General features: G+C 36.7%; 6 protein-coding genes. All 6 read left to right on the forward strand.

Annotated elements, in window-relative coordinates; genetic code table 11:
* Nucleotides 1-5 precede the first annotated feature (5 nt).
* The 6 genes from M0M44_RS08480 (at nucleotide 6) to M0M44_RS08505 (ending at nucleotide 17742) form a co-directional block, all read left to right on the forward strand.
* Nucleotides 6-1808: a cytochrome c oxidase subunit I gene (locus M0M44_RS08480; protein WP_248729365.1), complete on the forward strand. Its 1803-nt coding sequence runs from the start codon at nucleotides 6-8 to the stop codon at nucleotides 1806-1808.
* A 107-nt stretch (nucleotides 1809-1915) separates the two neighbouring features.
* On the forward strand, nucleotides 1916-2938 hold the full coding sequence (gene ruvB / locus M0M44_RS08485) for a Holliday junction branch migration DNA helicase RuvB (RefSeq protein WP_095927926.1): 1023 nt from the start codon (nucleotides 1916-1918) through the stop codon (nucleotides 2936-2938).
* 4 nt (nucleotides 2939-2942) lie between these two features.
* Nucleotides 2943-4289: a cytochrome P450 gene (locus M0M44_RS08490; protein ID WP_248729366.1), complete on the forward strand. Its 1347-nt coding sequence runs from the start codon at nucleotides 2943-2945 to the stop codon at nucleotides 4287-4289.
* On the forward strand, nucleotides 4286-5212 hold the full coding sequence (gene queG / locus M0M44_RS08495) for a tRNA epoxyqueuosine(34) reductase QueG (protein WP_248729367.1): 927 nt from the start codon (nucleotides 4286-4288) through the stop codon (nucleotides 5210-5212). The genes M0M44_RS08490 and queG overlap by 4 nt, the downstream gene beginning before the upstream one ends.
* A gap of 521 nt (nucleotides 5213-5733) precedes the next feature.
* Complete coding sequence (locus M0M44_RS08500; RefSeq protein ID WP_256469791.1) at nucleotides 5734-16782, forward strand: Ig-like domain-containing protein; 11049 nt, start codon at nucleotides 5734-5736, stop codon at nucleotides 16780-16782.
* A gap of 48 nt (nucleotides 16783-16830) precedes the next feature.
* Nucleotides 16831-17742 carry a PorP/SprF family type IX secretion system membrane protein gene (locus M0M44_RS08505; protein WP_248729368.1) on the forward strand — a complete coding sequence of 304 codons (912 nt, stop codon included), beginning with the start codon at nucleotides 16831-16833 and terminating at the stop codon, nucleotides 17740-17742.
* Nucleotide 17743 lies beyond the last annotated feature (1 nt).

A 17743-nucleotide genomic window follows, 5' to 3' on the forward strand; every position in this document is an offset into this window, starting at 1 on the left:
CATATATGTCAGCAGAAGCGCACGATCACGATCACGGACACGATCACGAGCACGAACATCATCATAAAGACACGTTCATTACTAAATATATTTTTAGTATTGATCACAAAATGATTGCTAAACAATACTTGATTACTGGTATTATTATGGGGATCATTGGTATAGCAATGTCTTTGCTTTTTAGAATGCAATTGGCGTGGCCAGAAGAGTCTTTTAAGATATTTAATGTTTTATTAGGAGATAAATTTGCACCTGATGGTGTAATGGCAAATGATATTTATTTAGCTTTAGTAACAATTCACGGTACCATCATGGTATTCTTTGTACTGACGGCAGGTTTAAGTGGAACTTTTAGTAATTTACTTATTCCGCTTCAAATTGGAGCAAGAGATATGGCGTCTGGGTTTATGAATATGATTTCATACTGGTTGTTTTTCTTATCAGCTGTTGTAATGTTATGTTCTTTATTTGTTGAAGCTGGACCAGCATCTGCTGGATGGACAATTTATCCTCCTTTGAGTGCATTGCCACAAGCAATTCCAGGATCAGGAACAGGTATGACATTATGGTTAGTATCTATGGCTATTTTCATCGCATCTTCTTTGATGGGATCTTTAAATTACATTGTTACTGTACTTAACTTAAGAACTAAAGGAATGTCTATGACTAGACTTCCTCTTACAATCTGGACATTTTTCGTAACAGCTATTATTGGTGTTATTTCTTTCCCAGTATTATTGTCAGCTGCTTTATTATTGATTTTCGATAGAAGTTTTGGTACTTCATTCTTCTTATCTGATATCTATATTGCAGGAGAGGTTTTACATTACCAAGGAGGTTCTCCAGTACTGTTTGAACACTTATTCTGGTTCTTAGGTCACCCTGAGGTTTACATCGTAATCTTACCAGCGATGGGTCTTGTTTCTGAAATTATGGCTACAAACTCTCGTAAACCAATTTTCGGTTATAGAGCGATGATTATGTCAGTTCTTGCAATTGCATTCTTGTCAACTATTGTTTGGGGTCACCACATGTTTATTTCAGGTATGAATCCTTTCTTAGGATCTGTATTTACATTTACAACTTTATTGATTGCAATTCCTTCTGCTGTAAAAGCATTTAACTGGATTACAACTTTATGGAAAGGTAACTTACAGTTCAACCCTGCAATGTTATTCTCTATCGGAATGGTTTCTACTTTCATCACTGGAGGTTTAACAGGAATCATTTTAGGAGATAGTACTTTAGATATTAACGTTCACGATACTTACTTCGTAATTGCTCACTTTCACTTAGTAATGGGTATCTCTGCACTTTACGGAATGTTTGCTGGTATTTACCACTGGTTCCCTAAAATGTATGGAAGAATGTTAAACAAAAACTTAGGTTATATTCACTTCTGGATTACTGCAGTTTGTGCTTATGGAGTTTTCTTCCCAATGCACTTTATCGGATTAGCTGGTTTACCAAGACGTTACTATACAAATACTAACTTTCCATTATTTGATGATTTACAAAATGTGAATGTTTTAATTACAACATTTGCTCTTGTAGGAGGTGCATTCCAGTTAGTATTCTTGTACAACTTCTTTAGCAGTATTTTCTACGGTAAGAAAGCAGTTCAAAACCCATGGAGATCTACAACTTTAGAGTGGACTACTCCAGTTGAACATATCCACGGAAACTGGCCAGGAGAAATTCCTCACGTATATCGTTGGCCGTATGACTATAGTAACCCTAATCATGATGTAGATTTTGTTCCTCAAAATGTACCAATGAAAGAAGGTGAAGAAGTTTTACACCACTAAAAAATAATCAAAGGCTGTCAGAAATGACAGCCTTTTTTGTTTAGTTAAAGTTTTAATCGTACAGTTTTGCTATTTTACAAACTGATTAGTTTATATATCTTTGTAGGATGAATGAAAATCTAGATCCTACTACTAAAGGATATAACTCAGAAGAGTTAGATCTTGAGAAAAGATTACGTCCGCTGTCATTTGATGATTTTGCCGGACAAGATCAAGTTTTGGAAAATTTAAAAGTCTTTGTTGCTGCAGCTAATCAGCGTGGTGAGGCTCTTGATCATGCACTTTTTCATGGCCCTCCTGGTCTAGGGAAAACTACTTTGGCCAATATATTGGCAAATGAATTGCAAGTGGGTATTAAAATTACTTCAGGACCAGTTTTGGATAAACCTGGTGATTTGGCTGGTTTGCTAACAAACTTAGACGAAAGAGATGTTTTATTCATTGATGAAATTCATCGATTAAGTCCTGTAGTTGAAGAATATTTGTATTCTGCTATGGAAGACTTTAAGATTGATATTATGATTGAATCTGGTCCGAATGCGAGAACAGTGCAAATAAATTTGAATCCCTTTACTTTGATTGGAGCGACAACGCGATCAGGGTTGTTAACTGCTCCAATGCGTGCTCGTTTCGGTATATCGTCACGTTTACAATATTATACTACAGAACTTTTGACAACAATTGTTGAAAGAAGTGCATCTATTTTAAAAATGCCTATTGATCTAGAAGCTGCAATTGAAATTGCTGGACGAAGTCGTGGAACTCCTCGTATTGCAAATGCATTATTAAGACGTGTTCGTGATTTTGCTCAAATTAAAGGAAATGGAAGAATTGATATCGAAATTTCAAGATATGCTTTAAAAGCCTTAAATGTAGATGCTCATGGTCTAGATGAAATGGATAATAAAATATTATTAACTATTATTAATAAATTTAAAGGCGGCCCAGTAGGACTTTCTACTTTGGCTACAGCTGTTAGTGAAAGTAGTGAAACTATAGAAGAAGTTTATGAGCCTTTCTTAATTCAGGAAGGATTTATCATGCGAACGCCTAGAGGTAGAGAAGTTACAGATAAAGCGTATAAGCATCTTGGAAAAATAAATACAAATATACAAGGAGGTTTATTTTAATTGTATGTCCGAGAAGTTTAAATATACTTACCCTCAGAATTTATCTTTACTTAGATTTTTCAAGGATGCCGAAGGTGTTCGTAGAAATCCGATTCCCTTTCATAAAAGATATTTTGAGAAATTTGGAGATTCTTTTTCTATACGAATTGGTTTTTCTAAGTATATAATCTTGTCGCGAGATAATGAAATTGCGCAGCATATTTTAGTCAAGAACCAAAAGAATTATAATAAATCTAAATTTCAATCGGTTTATCTTTCCAAATATTTAGGAAAGGGACTTTTAACTAGTGATGGTGATTTTTGGTTAAAACAGAGACGACTTATTCAGCCGGCATTTCATAAACAAAAAATGAATCAGCTGGTTGACAATATGAACCTGACTATTGCTTCAGAAGTAAATAATTTAGTGGAAGAAAGGCCAATAGATCTTTTTCCGGTTATGAGTAATCTTGCATTTAATGTTGTCGCAAAATCTTTATTCCAGCTTTCAAATGCTGAGAATAAATTTCATCGCATTAAATTTATTATAGAAGAAGTACAAAACTTTTTGATTAAAGAAATTAGACTTCCGCATAAAGCTTGGTGGTTTTCAGTGAGTGGACAGGTCAAGAAACATCTTAAGTTAGCGGAGGAAAATAATACTATTATTAAGGAAATCATCGAAGAAAGAAAAGCTTCGAAGGAAGAAATTAATGATTTATTAAACATGCTTCTAGAAACTAGGTATGAAGATACAGGGGAAGGCATGTCTATTGAACAATTGATTGATGAAATTAAAGTTCTTTTTATTGCGGGACATGAAACTACAGCAAACACATTAACTTTTACTCTTTATCTTTTGGGAAGAAATCCCGAAGTTCAACAAAAGGTTTTTGAGGAAATCATAGAGGTTGAATCGCAAACAAGCAATAGTATCGAACAGCTTCAAAAAATGGTCTATACAAATGCCGTTTTGAACGAGTCTATGCGTTTATATCCACCCGCTTGGATTACTGATAGACAAAATCTTGAGGATGATTCTTTGGCTGAATTTAAAATCAAAAGAAACACTTTGATTGGGGTTTCTTTTTATGAATTGCACCGTAATCCAAAATATTGGAATAATCCTGATGAATTCATTCCAGATCGATTTCTTGGAGAACAAAAAAAGAAATCAATGCAATATTTTTATCCTTTTGGGGCTGGGCCTAGAATGTGTATTGGAACTGGATTTGCCATTTATGAAATGTGTTTAACGATATCTCAGATTGTTAAAAAGTATATTATTAAATCTGATAATGATACCGTTCAGTTTAATCCATTAATTACTTTAAAACCTATTAACGTTGAAGTTTCATTTTCTAAAAGATGAGTATCAATTCAAAAGAAACATATTCAAAATTTATAAAAGAAGAAGCCAAAAGACTTGGGTTTATTTCTTGCGGAATTTCTAAGGCTGGTTTTTTAGAACAAGAAGCTCCTCGACTTGAAAATTGGTTGAAGAACAATCGTAATGGTCAAATGGCCTATATGGAACAACATTTTGATAAGCGTCTCGATCCAACTTTGTTGGTTGATGATGGTAAAAGTGTTGTATCGCTTTTACTTAATTATTACCCAGATTCTAAGCAAAACGATGAAAGTTTTAAGATTTCTAAATATGCCTATGGACAAGATTATCATTTTGTAATTAAGGATAAGCTAAAGGAGTTTTTACATTCAATCCAAGAAAATATTGGAGAAGTATCAGGACGTGCTTTTGTCGATTCGGCACCTGTTTTAGATAAAGCTTGGGCAGCCAAAAGCGGTTTGGGTTGGATTGGAAAAAACAGTAACCTGATCACTCAAAAGGTTGGCTCTTTTTACTTCATTGCCGAACTTATTATTGATTTAGAATTAGAATACGATTATGCAGTCACAGACCACTGTGGTTCTTGTACTGCCTGTATTGATGCCTGTCCTACACAGGCGATTGTAGCTCCTTATATTGTTGATGGAAGCAAATGCATTTCTTATTATACCATCGAATTAAAAGAAAATCTTCCTGAAGAAATGAAGGGGAAATTCGATGAATGGATGTTTGGCTGTGATACTTGTCAAGATGTTTGTCCTTGGAATCGATTTTCTAAACCGCATTCTGAACCGCTGTTTAATCCTAATCCAGAACTGCTTTCCTTTACTAAAAAGGATTGGATTGAAATAACAGAAGAAACTTTCCGAACAGTCTTTAAAAATTCCCCAGTTAAGAGAACAAAATTCGATGGCTTAAAACGTAATATTAAGTTTTTAAAATAGAAATATTGTATTTTGATTTTGTTTTGTAATTGACTTGTTGTTAGTGTTTTATGTTTTTGATTATAAGTAAAAACTTATTTTTCAACTTTTTTATTTCTTGTTGTTTTGTCAGTGTTTTTTGTAAGAATTAATCTTATTCGCAAAAAATTAAGATTTTTTGACAGCTTCATAATCAAATTGTTACATTTTTAGCATATTTATTAAGTTGAACATTTGTTAAAAATTGTTGTTTAACGACTTTATCTGCATTTTGTCGGCATAATGATGCTCGATTTCATTCCGCGATATACTTTCGCGCTTTCCAAATCTACTTAATTTAAAACCAGAAAGACTTTTATAGTCTTTATTTTACTATATGTCAATGGTCTACATAATTTCTTTTTTATGTGTAAGTCTTAAAAAAACTGTTTTAAGTTTTTTTAAATCCATTTTATATTTTTTCACGTATCTCATCAATATGCAAAAAACAATCATCTGTTTTTTAGCATCCGAAATTTCTGTTCCACAAACTCAAGTTGTCTATGCGTAACTCTACTTTTTGTAAGTCTGGATTTTACAGGCTAATCTTTTTTATTTTATTTATTACACTACCAATATTCTCATACTCACAAGTATGTGGTACCCCTGGAGTTGACGGACCTGTTGCGGTGTCAAGTTCAGTAAATACATATTACCCGATCACAGGAAATGTTACGTTGAATGCTGGAGCACAATCTATATTGTTGGCAGGTGTGCCAGCAACAGATCAATACTCGAATAATTTTGGCACAACTCCAATCTCTACAGGAGATCTGATTTTAATTATTCAAATGCAAGATGCCTCTATAAATTATACAAATACAGCTAATTATGGTTCTGGTACAACTAACAGCGGTCCTGATAATCTAGGAGGAACAGGATTTACAGCTCTTGGTAATACTGGGATTTTTGAATATGTAATTGCAACAAATAATGTACCCTTGACGGGAGGAAATTTAACGTTTAAAGGTACAGGTCCCAATAATGGTGTCTTGAATAGTTTTTATAATGCAGACCCAACTACTTCAAGAGGAAAGAAAACATTTCAAGTCGTTAGAGTGCCTCAATATTCTAATTTAACTCTTACAGCCAATATTACTACACCTCCTTTTAATGGAGTTGCGGGTGGTATTATTGCATTTAATGTTTCTGGAACCTTCAACTTTAATGGCTTTAGTATTGATGGAAGCGCAAGGGGTTTTAGAGGAGGATATAGCCCAAAAGCTGGTTCGGATGTTAATGATTCAAAAACTTATGTTGGTGATTCATCAAATAGCAAAATTTCAGGAAAAGGAGAAGGAATAGCTGGTACACCTAAATATATGTGGGATGGCTTTAATCAGGTAGCAAATACAATTGAAGGAATGCCAGGCGGTTCTTCAGGAAGAGGGGCTCCAGCGAATGCAGGAGGTGGCGGGAACGACCATAATACCGGCGGTGGAGGTGGTGGAAACGGTGGATTTGGCGGACTTGGTGGCGCTGGATGGCAAGGTGGAGGAGGAGATTTATTCTCCAATAATCTTACAGGAGCAGGACGACCAGGATCAAAATCGTATACTGTAATTGAAAAATTTCCAAGGCTTATTATGGGCGGTGGTGGAGGTGCAGGTGATGCAAATGACGCTTCTTCTGGTGTAAAAGGAGGTGTTGGAGGAGCAATTATTCTTATAAATGCTGGGAACGTTTTAGGAAATGGTACTATTTATGCAAATGGAGGAAAGGGAGCACCAGGAACTTACGCTAACTCTCCAGATGGTGCTGGAGGTGGAGGAGCAGGGGGAACAGTTTTGCTAAATGTTTCTAATAACAGTACTGCTACCATTCAAATTCAAGCTAAGGGAGGAGTAGGTGGAAACACTGAAAACGATAATAATAATGAGCACGGACCAGGTGGTGGTGGTGGTGGTGGAATAATCTGTCATAATGTTTCAAGTTCAGTAACCATTACAACAAATGTAACTGGTGGAGCAGCTGGTAAATCTAATGCCGGTAACGGAATTAATCATGGAGCTATTGCTGGAACAGATGGTTATGTATCAACTTTTACAGTTGCAGACGTACCTGCAAATCTACAAGTTAATGCGAATTGTTTTCCAGTTCTTGAGACAAAAGCCAAAACATTATCTACTACTGCAATTTGTAATGCTATTGATGAAAAAGTTTCTTATGAAATCGAAATAAAAAATACGGGAGCAGGAAATGCTGCTGGTGTAATGTTGGATTTTAGTTTCCCAGCAGGTATCGAATTTGATTCCGCTACAGCAACTTACTCTGTCGGAGCTTCAGGACCAGCAGGAACTCTAGCTAATTCGGCTACAGCTACGGCTAATAATCCTGTTTTTGGAGGATTTAACATTGCGCAAAATGGAGTTGTTACCATAACTTTAGTTGGAAAAGTAGCAGCTTCTATAGCGGCAGGAACTTATAGTTCAAATGCGCAAGCATTATATCTTGACCCAACGCGTACAACAGCCAATTCTAATAGAAGAATAACGGCATTTACAAATGCTTATGGTAGTGCAAATAAAACATACGAAGGTACAGGCCAATCAAATGTTCCAGGTGTAAATTTTAATGGAACAGGTACTGCCGTTGACGATATCTCAATTTTAGCTTTGCCTGCAGCTCCAACAGTGAGTGTAACGCAAACAACTTGTACTGCTCCAACAGGTACAATAGCTGTTAATACACCTGCAAACGGTTCTGGAATAAGTTATACATTAACGGGAACAAATCCTGTTTCTGCTTCGGTAAATAGTACAACCGGTATTTTTTCTGGATTGGTACCAGGGACTTATTCTGTAACTACAACAAATTCACAAGGATGTACTTCTGCTCCAAATACTGGTATTGTTATTAATGCAGTTGCAGGTGCACCAACGACAACAGGTGTTGCTATTTGCCAAGGCGAGGCAGGATCATTGACAGCTTCTTCTCCGTGCGCAGTTGCAAGTACTGCTGGACCACTATTTGGAAATGCAAGTAATGTATCAGGAACTGGATCTATAGACTGGTCAAATGTTGCAGGTGCTAATTCAATAGGTTCAGGCTATGCTTCTGCTTCTACAAGTAATAATGGGAATACAATAACCCGATATTTGACAGCGACAAATTTTGGATTTTCAATTCCGTCAAATGCTAAAATTAAAGGAATTTCTTTAACAATTGGGCGTTTTGCTAGCGCAAATGGTGTCAATAATAATTATGTAACAGATAATGCTGTTCGTTTAATAAAAGGAAATACAATTCTTTCTCAAGATAATAAGTTAAGCACGAAGTGGTCAACAAGTAGCACGTCGGCTATTGATTATGGAGGAGAATCTGATTTATGGAGTACTACGTGGACTCCTAGTGAAATTAATAATTCTGGTTTTGGAATTGCCTTATCTATAACTATTAATAAATCTGGTAATACGAATGTTGTAGCAAATGTTGATTACATGCAGCTAACTGTAAGTTATACTATAGGTGAGATAGAATGGTATACTACATCTACAGGTGGTTCATCAATTTATACAGGTACTTCTTTTAATCCAGTAGGAGTTACAGGGTCTGGATTGACAAGTACCGCTACAGCAACAACAAAAACGTATTATGCGGCTTGTTCAGGTAATTCAAATTGTAGAGCAGCAGTTAATTTTGTTATTAATGCAAAACCAACAATTGCAACTATTACTTCTAACTCACGATGTGGTGCAGGAGAAGTAACTTTGGAGGCTACAGCATCAGCAGGAACTATTAATTGGTATGCAGCAGCAACAGGAGGAACATCATTAGGAACAGGAGAGAGTTTTACGACGCCAAGTTTATCTACAACAACTTCTTATTATGTTGAAGCAACAGATAATAGTTGTACAACTCCAACAAGAACTGAAGTTAAAGCAACAATAAATACAATACCAACAATAAATTCGACAACAGAGGCTTCAAATTGTGGTGCAGGAACATTACAATTAAAGGCAACTGCATCAACTGGGGCAACTATTAATTGGTATGCAGATCCTACAAGCGCGACAGTATTAGGAACAGGAACCACTTTTAACACTCCAACTTTGTCAGCCACTACAACTTATTATGTGGGCGCAGTAACATCATCAGGTTGTACTTCAACGTCTAGAATTGCTGTCGCGGCAGTTATAAATAAAGCTTCTAGTATTGTATTTACAAGTGGTACTCAAAATCCAACAGTTTGTTCTGGAGCATCAGTTCCAAATGCAGTATATACTTTTGGAGGAAGTGCTACAAATGCCACAGTATCTAACTTACCAACAGGATTATCTGCAACGGTTGATACTAATGCAAAAACAGTAACAATTTCTGGAAATCCAACAGCTGCTGGTACTTATACCATTACTACAGTTGGTCATACTGCACCTTGTACAGAAGCAACAATTCCAGGAACGGTTGTCTTATCACCAAATGTAACAATTGCATCATTTTCACCAGCAACGTCTTCTCGTTGCCAAGGAGTTGAAACAATAACAAGAACTACAACAGCAGCAAATTCAACAGGAGGTATTACATATAGCCTAGATTCTGCAAGTAGCGCAGGCGGAAATACTATAAATTCAACTACTGGAGCAGTAACTTATGTTGCTGGATGGTCGGGAACAACTATAATCACAGCAAGTGCTGCAGGATGTAATGGACCAGTAACAACGACTCATACAGTAACGACAAATGCTTTACCTACAGCAACTATATCTGGAAATTTAACAGCATGTTTAACCACGACTTTGACAGCGAATTCAAATGCAAGTTCAGCTACTTATGTTTGGTATAAAAATAATGTTGTGATTCCTAGTCAAACTTCTTCTACGTTAGTTGTAAATTCTGATGGAGATTATAAAGTGAAAGTTAAAAATACAGTAACAGGTTGCGAACAGACTTCTTCTATCTCTACAGTAAAAGTTAGTGATACCCAGAAACCCGTAAAACCAACATTGGCTGATATTACAGGAGAATGCTCAGCAACTGTAACGGCTCCAACAACAACTGACAACTGTGCAGGAACAGTTACAGGAACAACGACAGATCCATTGACATATAATGCTCAGGGAACTTACACCATTAACTGGAGTTTCAATGATGGAAATGGAAACGTAGAAACTGCAACTCAAAAAGTAATTATTAAAGATACCCAGAAACCTGTAAAACCAATATTGGCTGATATTACAGGACAATGCTCTGCAACAGCAACTGCTCCTACAACGACAGACAACTGTGCAGGAACAGTTACAGGAACAACGACAGATCCATTGACATATAATGCTCAGGGAACTTACACCATTAACTGGAGTTTCAATGATGGAAATGGAAACGTAGAAACTGCAACTCAAAAAGTAATTATTAAAGATACGCAGAAACCTGTAAAACCAACATTGGCTGATATTACAGGAGAATGTTCAGCAACTGCAACTGCTCCGACAACGACAGACAACTGTACAGGAACAGTTACAGGAACAACGACAGATCCATTGACATATAATGCTCAGGGAACTTATACCATTAACTGGAGTTTTAGCGATGGAAATGGAAATATAGAAACTGCAACTCAAAAAGTTATTGTTAAAGACACTCAGAAACCCGTAAAACGAACATTAGCTGATATTACGGGAGAATGTTCAGTAACTGCAACTGCTCCGACAACGACAGACAACTGTGCAGGAACAGTTACAGGAACAACGACAGATCCATTGACATATAACACTCAGGGAACTTATACCATTAATTGGAGTTTTAGCGACGGAAATGGAAACGTAGAAACGGCGACTCAAAAAGTAATTATTAAAGACACCCAAAAGCCATCAATCACTTGTCCGTTGGCAGTTTCAGTTTCGACAGATGAGAATTCATGTACTGCAACTGGAGTTGCTTTAGGTGCTCCGACAGTATCGGATAATTGCTCTGGAACTGTAACGGTGACAAATGATGCACCTTCAAGTTTCCCAATCGGAAACACTACAGTGACATGGACGGCAACAGATGCAGGAGGTAATACAGAGACTTGCACGCAAATCGTTAAAGTAATTGGTGAAATTATAGCAAATGATGATAGTGTTTCTTCATCAAATGGAGGAGCTGGAGGAGTAGTTATTACTAATGTTTTTGATAATGATGTTTTAAATTGTAATAAAGTAAATAGAGGAGATGTTGATGTTACAGTAAATGGTACCGTACCTTCAGTGTTAATTTTTAATAATGCAAATGGTGCTGTTTCAGTAAAACCGAATACACCAACAGGCACTTATACTTTTGATTATTCAATTTGTGAAATCGCTAATAGCGGAAATTGCAATACGGCTACAGTTAAAGTTGAAATTGTAAATGATTTAGTGGCAGTTAAAGATGATTTTGGGACAAAATCTTCAGGATCAGCAGCGGCATCTATTGGAAATGTAAAATCAAACGACACTTTAGACGGCGCATCTGTAACGTCTGCAAACACGATTGTTACAATTGACAGCAACGGACCATTAAGCGTTGATGCAAACGGAGACGTTACTCTAGCGGCTAACACGCCAAGTGGAACGTACAGCATTACATACGAAATCTGCGAGAAAGATGCGAATCCTTCAAACTGCAAGACAGCAACAGCAGAGGTTAAAGTTGTAAACGATTTAGTAGCAGTTAAAGATGATTTCGGAACAAAAACTTCTGGATCTACAGTTGCAGCTATTGGAAATGTAAAATCAAACGACACTTTAGACGGAGCATCCGTTACGTCTGCAAACACGATTGTTGCAATTGGCAGCAACGGACCATTAAGCGTTGATGCAAACGGAGACGTTACTCTGGCGGCTAATACGCCAAGCGGAACCTACAGCATTACATACGAAATCTGCGAGAAAGATGCGAATCCTTCAAACTGCAAGACAGCGATTGCAGAGGTTAAAGTTGAAAATGGTCTAATTGCGGTTAAGGATGATTTCGGAACAAAATCTTCAGGATCAGCAGCGGCATCTATCGGAAATGTAAAATCAAACGACACTTTAGACGGTGCATCTGTTACGTCTGCAAACACGATTGTTACAATTGACAGCAACGGACCATTAAGCGTTGATGCAAACGGAGACGTTACTCTGGCGGCTAACACGCCAAGCGGAACCTACAGCATTACATATGAAATCTGCGAGAAAGATGCGAATCCTTCAAACTGCAAGACAGCAACAGCAGAGGTTAAAGTTGTAAACGATTTAGTAGCAGTTAAAGATGATTTCGGAACAAAAACTTCTGGATCTACAGTTGCAGCTATTGGAAATGTAAAATCAAACGACACTTTAGACGGTGCATCTGTTACGTCTGCAAACACGATTGTTACAATTGACAGCAACGGACCATTAAGTGTTGATGCGAACGGAGACGTTACTCTAGCGGCTAACACGCCAAGCGGAACCTATAGCATTACATACGAAATCTGTGAGAAGGATGCTAATCCTTCAAACTGCAAGACAGCAGTTGCAGAAGTTAAAGTTGTAAATACAATAGACGCAGTAGTAGATACTATTACTCCAATAAATGGAAATATTGGCGGAACAACAGTATCTTTAATAGGAAACGATACACTAAACGGAAACAAAGCAGTAATTGGAATCAATTCAGGAGAAGTTACAATAAATATTGTTGGTACTTTACCATCAGGATTAACGTTAAATGGAAATGGAACTATAACAGTAGCTTCAGGAACTCCAAAAGGAGATTATGAAGTAGAATATACAATATGTGAAGTAGGTGCAGTCCCTGCAAACTGCGATTCAGTGACTATTACTGTACCAGTAACAGCAGGCAATCTTGTGGCAAACGCAGACGAAATCCCATCAGTTTTAGGATCGAATCTTCCTCAGACATTAGGGAAAAATGTTTTTGACAATGACACTAAAAATGCACAGCCATTAGACCCAACAGATGTTATGCTGAAAACTACAGCGGCAGATCCAAAAGGATATCTGACTGTAGATGCAAACGGAAAAATTGTCTTGGGAGCAAATCCTCCAGCGGGAGATTATGAGCTGACTTATGAAATCTGCGAGAAATTGAATCCGGACAACTGCAGCTCGAATACTGTTAAGGTAACAGTTGTATTGCCTGTAATTGATGCAGTTGAAGATACGGTAACTCCAATAAATGGGAATATCGGCGGAACGACTATTTCATTGACTGCAAATGATAAATTGAACGGAAATCCAATCACGGTTGGATCGGCTGCAGGAGAAGTTAAGTTTGAAATTATCGGAACGCTTCCAACGGGACTGACGCTTAATTCAGATAATACTATTAGTGTTGAGCCAAATACTCCAAAAGGAGATTATAAGGTCGAATATAAAATCTGCGAGAATACGAATCCGCTAAACTGCGATTCAGTTACTATCACTGTACCAGTAACAGCAGGCAATCTTGTGGCAAATGCAGACGAAATCCCATCAGTTTTAGGATCGAATCTTCCTCAGACATTAGGGAAAAATGTTTTTGACAATGACACTAAAAATGCACAGCCATTAGACCCAACAGATGTTACGCTGAAAACTACAGCGTCAGATCCAAAAGGATATCTGACTGTAGATGCAGACGGAAAAATTGTCTTGGGAGCAAATCCTCCAGCAGGAAAATATGAGCTGACATATGAAATTTGCGAGAAATTAAATCCGGACAACTGCAGTTCGAATACTGTTAAAGTAACAGTTGTATTGCCTGTAATTGATGCAGTTGAAGATGTTATTGCTTCTATAAACGGAAATATCGGCGGAAAAACGATTTCATTAACTGCAAATGATAAATTGAACGGAAATCCAATCACAGTTGGATCGGCTGCAGGAGAAGTTAAGTTTGAAATCGTCGGAACGCTTCCAACGGGACTTACATTAAATTCAGATAATACTATTACTGTTGCGCCAAATACTCCAAAAGGAGATTATAAGGTCGAATATAAAATCTGCGAAAACACGAATCCGCTAAACTGCGATTCAGTAACTATTACTGTACCAGTAACAGCAGGGAATCTTGTGGCAAACGCAGACGAAATCCCATCAGTTGTAGGATCGAATCTTCCTCAGACATTAGGGAAAAATGTTTTTGACAATGACACTAAAAACGCACAGCCATTAGACCCAACAGATGTTACGCTGAAAACTACAGCGTCAGATCCAAAAGGATATCTGACTGTAGATGCAGACGGGAAAATTGTCTTGGGGGCAAATCCTCCAGCGGGAGAATATGAGCTGACATATGAAATCTGCGAGAAATTAAATCCAGACAACTGCAGTTCAAATACTGTTAAAGTAACAGTTGTATTGCCTGTAATTGATGCTGTTGAAGATGTTATTGCTTCTATAAACGGAAATATTGGCGGAACGACTATTTCATTGACTGCAAATGATAAATTGAACGGAAATCCAATCATAGTTGGAACAGCGCCTGGAGAAGTTAAGTTTGAAATTATCGGAACGCTTCCATCAGGACTGACGCTTAATTCAGATTACACCATAAGCATTGCGCCAAACACGCCAGCAGCAGATTATACTGTAGAATATAAAATCTGCGAAAATACGAATCCATTAAATTGTGATTCGGTAATTACAATAGTAAAAGTTACAGGAGGGAATCTTGTAGCAAATGAAGACCTTATGCCATCGGCAGTAGGAGTAAACATTCCGCAGAAAGTAATCAACGTTTTTGAGAATGATACTAAAGATGGAAATAAATTAGTGCCATCAGATGTAGATCTTAAAGTAACTAAAGATGATCCGAAAGGATATTTAACGGTAGATGCAGACGGAAATGTTGTAGTAGCTCCTAATGCACCTGCAGGAGAATATGAATTGACATACACAATATGCGAGAAACTAAATCCAAATAACTGTGATTCAAATAGTGTAAAAGTAACGGTAACAGAACCAAAAATGATAGTAACGGCAAACAGTTATTGTTCAAACAATGTTCCTTATGTTAACTATTCTGTTTCACCAGAGAATTTCACGACAAATAATCTATTAACAGTAAAATGGATTGATAGTAATAATAATGTAGTGGCAACTCAAACAAATCTGCCATTAAGCGGAAATATTTTATGGCCTGGGGCAGAGATTGACAGCAACAAAAATGGAACAGATTGGCCAGGATGGATTTTAAATAACGGAATATGGACAGAAGGTGCCGACGGATTTGAAGCTACCAGAAATGGAGTGAAAATTGAATTTTCATTAAACCCAACTGTTACAGTTTCTGTGGCTTATCCGCCAGCTACGCCAGATTGTAATGCACGTCCAACATTCTCAATAAAAGCAAATAATGATGAGACTGGACCTGTAAATGTGAAAAAAGGAGCAAACGCTACGGTTAATATTTTTGAAAATGACTTATTGAATGGAGTGCAAATTAAGCCTTCAGATGTTATTTTATCAATACCTGTAGTAAATCCAAACTTCTCACTAAATCCAAATGGTTCAGTCAATATTGCTGCAAATACACCAGATGGAATTTACGAATTGGTTTATCAGATCTGTGAAGCTGCAAATACATCAAATTGCAGTCAGGCGGTAATTAAAATTACAGTTGATAATGTTGCAGATCCAGTTTCGCCAGCAGTAAACGAGATTACTTTAAATAATGATAATGATGTAAGTGCAGATGGAATTAATGGTTCATTAGAATTTATAAATGTTTTAGAAAATGATTTAATAAACGGAAAAGCAATAAATCCTGCTGATGTTACTATTAAGCCTTTAACAGAAAGTCCGTATTTTGAATGGAATGCAGACGGAACGGTAAATGTTAAGCCAAACACACCAGGAGGAAATTATCCGTTGATCTATCAAGTTTGCGAAAAAGTAAATTCGTCAAATTGTTCTACCGCGACATTAAATGTTTTTGTAGAAGTGCCTGCTATTTCTGTTATCAAAACAGCAGTTTTCAATGACGAAAATAAAAATGGTTTTGCCAATGCAGGAGAAACAATCACGTACAAATTTACTGTAACCAATACAGGAAATGTGCCACTTGTTGGAATCACAATAAACGATCCGTTGCCAGGAGTAGCAGTTTCTGGACAAGCAATCAATTTGGGTGTCAACGAATCTAACGAAACTAATTTTACAGCGGTTTACAAAATCACTCAAGAAGATATTAACCGTGGCAGTGTGAGTAATCAGGCAACAGTTAAAGGAAGCAGCTTAAGAGGAGTTGTGGTCGAAGATCAGTCAGACGATGCAAGTAATAGCGGAGATAGCCCAACAGTCTTAGACTTAAACGGATGTTCTATTAAGGTAATGAATGCTTTCTCTCCAAACGGAGACAACAAGAATGCAAGATTTTATATAAGAGGTATAGAATGTTATCCAGATAATACGGTTGAAATTTATAACCGTTGGGGAGTTCTAGTTTTCAACATAGATCAGTATAACAATAACGATCGAGTATTTGTTGGATATTCTAACGGACGTTCGACAGTGAAACAATCAGATGGTCTGCCAGTTGGAACGTATTTCTATATCTTAAAATACAAAGACAACGATCAAAAGTCTCACCAAGAATCAGGGTACTTATATCTTAATAAATAAAAATAGACTACGGCTTGGTTAGCGCTAAGCCGTTCTAAAACTTAATAAATGAAAAAGTTAATTTTAGTTTTTATGTTTTTTTCGATTGTGTCAAATGCGCAGCAAGATGCACAATATACACAATACATGTATAACACAATCGAAGTCAATCCAGCGTATGCGGGTTCACGTGGAGCTTTAAGCGTTTTTGGTTTATATCGTACGCAATGGGTTGGGTTAGATGGAGCACCAGAAACGAGTACATTTTCTGTTAATACGCCTTTGAATAATACTGATTTAGGACTTGGAGTTTCTTTGGTAAATGATAAAATCGGACCAACTGTAGAGAATACTTTATCTACAGATTTGTCTTATACAATTCCAACTTCGGACACATGGAATTTGTCTTTCGGAATAAAAGGAACAGCTAATCTTTTTAACATCGATATCAATAAATTGAGTTATGAAGATCAAGATGATCCGCAGTTTCAGAATCTTAAAAATAAATTTTCGCCCAATGTTGGAGCGGGACTTTATTTTCATTCAGATAGAGCATATGTCGGGTTATCGGTTCCTAATTTTATAGAAACAAATCGTTATGACTCAGATGATGTGGCTATTTTTAAAGAAAAAATCAATTATTATTTAATAGCAGGTTATGTATTTAATCTAGATCGTTTAGAGTACATAAAATTCAAACCAGCTTTAATGACCAAAATGGTAGAAGGAGCTCCTTTGCAGGTTGATGTTTCAGGAAATTTTATGTTTAATGACAAATTCGTTTTAGGACTTGCTTATCGCTGGAGCGCATCTGTTAGTGCAATGGCAGGATTTCAAGTTACAAAAGGAATGTACATAGGTTATGGTTACGATCATGAAACGACACGATTAAGAAAATATAATTCTGGATCTCATGAGATTTTCCTAAGATTCGAATTCTTTAATAATTACAATAAAATGATATCCCCAAGATTCTTTTAAT

Origin of the sequence: Flavobacterium humidisoli, assembly GCF_023272795.1 — a bacterium.
GTDB classification, from domain to species: domain Bacteria; phylum Bacteroidota; class Bacteroidia; order Flavobacteriales; family Flavobacteriaceae; genus Flavobacterium; species Flavobacterium humidisoli.

Excerpts from the sequence above, each read along its gene's own strand:
- M0M44_RS08480 (WP_248729365.1), top strand. The coding sequence starts at position 6 with ATGTCAGCAGAAGCGCACGATCACGATCACGGACACGATCACGAGCAC.
- ruvB (WP_095927926.1), top strand. The coding sequence starts at position 1,916 with ATGAATGAAAATCTAGATCCTACTACTAAAGGATATAACTCAGAAGAG.
- M0M44_RS08490 (WP_248729366.1), top strand. The coding sequence starts at position 2,943 with ATGTCCGAGAAGTTTAAATATACTTACCCTCAGAATTTATCTTTACTT.
- queG (WP_248729367.1), top strand. The coding sequence starts at position 4,286 with ATGAGTATCAATTCAAAAGAAACATATTCAAAATTTATAAAAGAAGAA.
- M0M44_RS08500 (WP_256469791.1), top strand. The coding sequence starts at position 5,734 with ATGCGTAACTCTACTTTTTGTAAGTCTGGATTTTACAGGCTAATCTTT.
- M0M44_RS08505 (WP_248729368.1), top strand. The coding sequence starts at position 16,831 with ATGAAAAAGTTAATTTTAGTTTTTATGTTTTTTTCGATTGTGTCAAAT.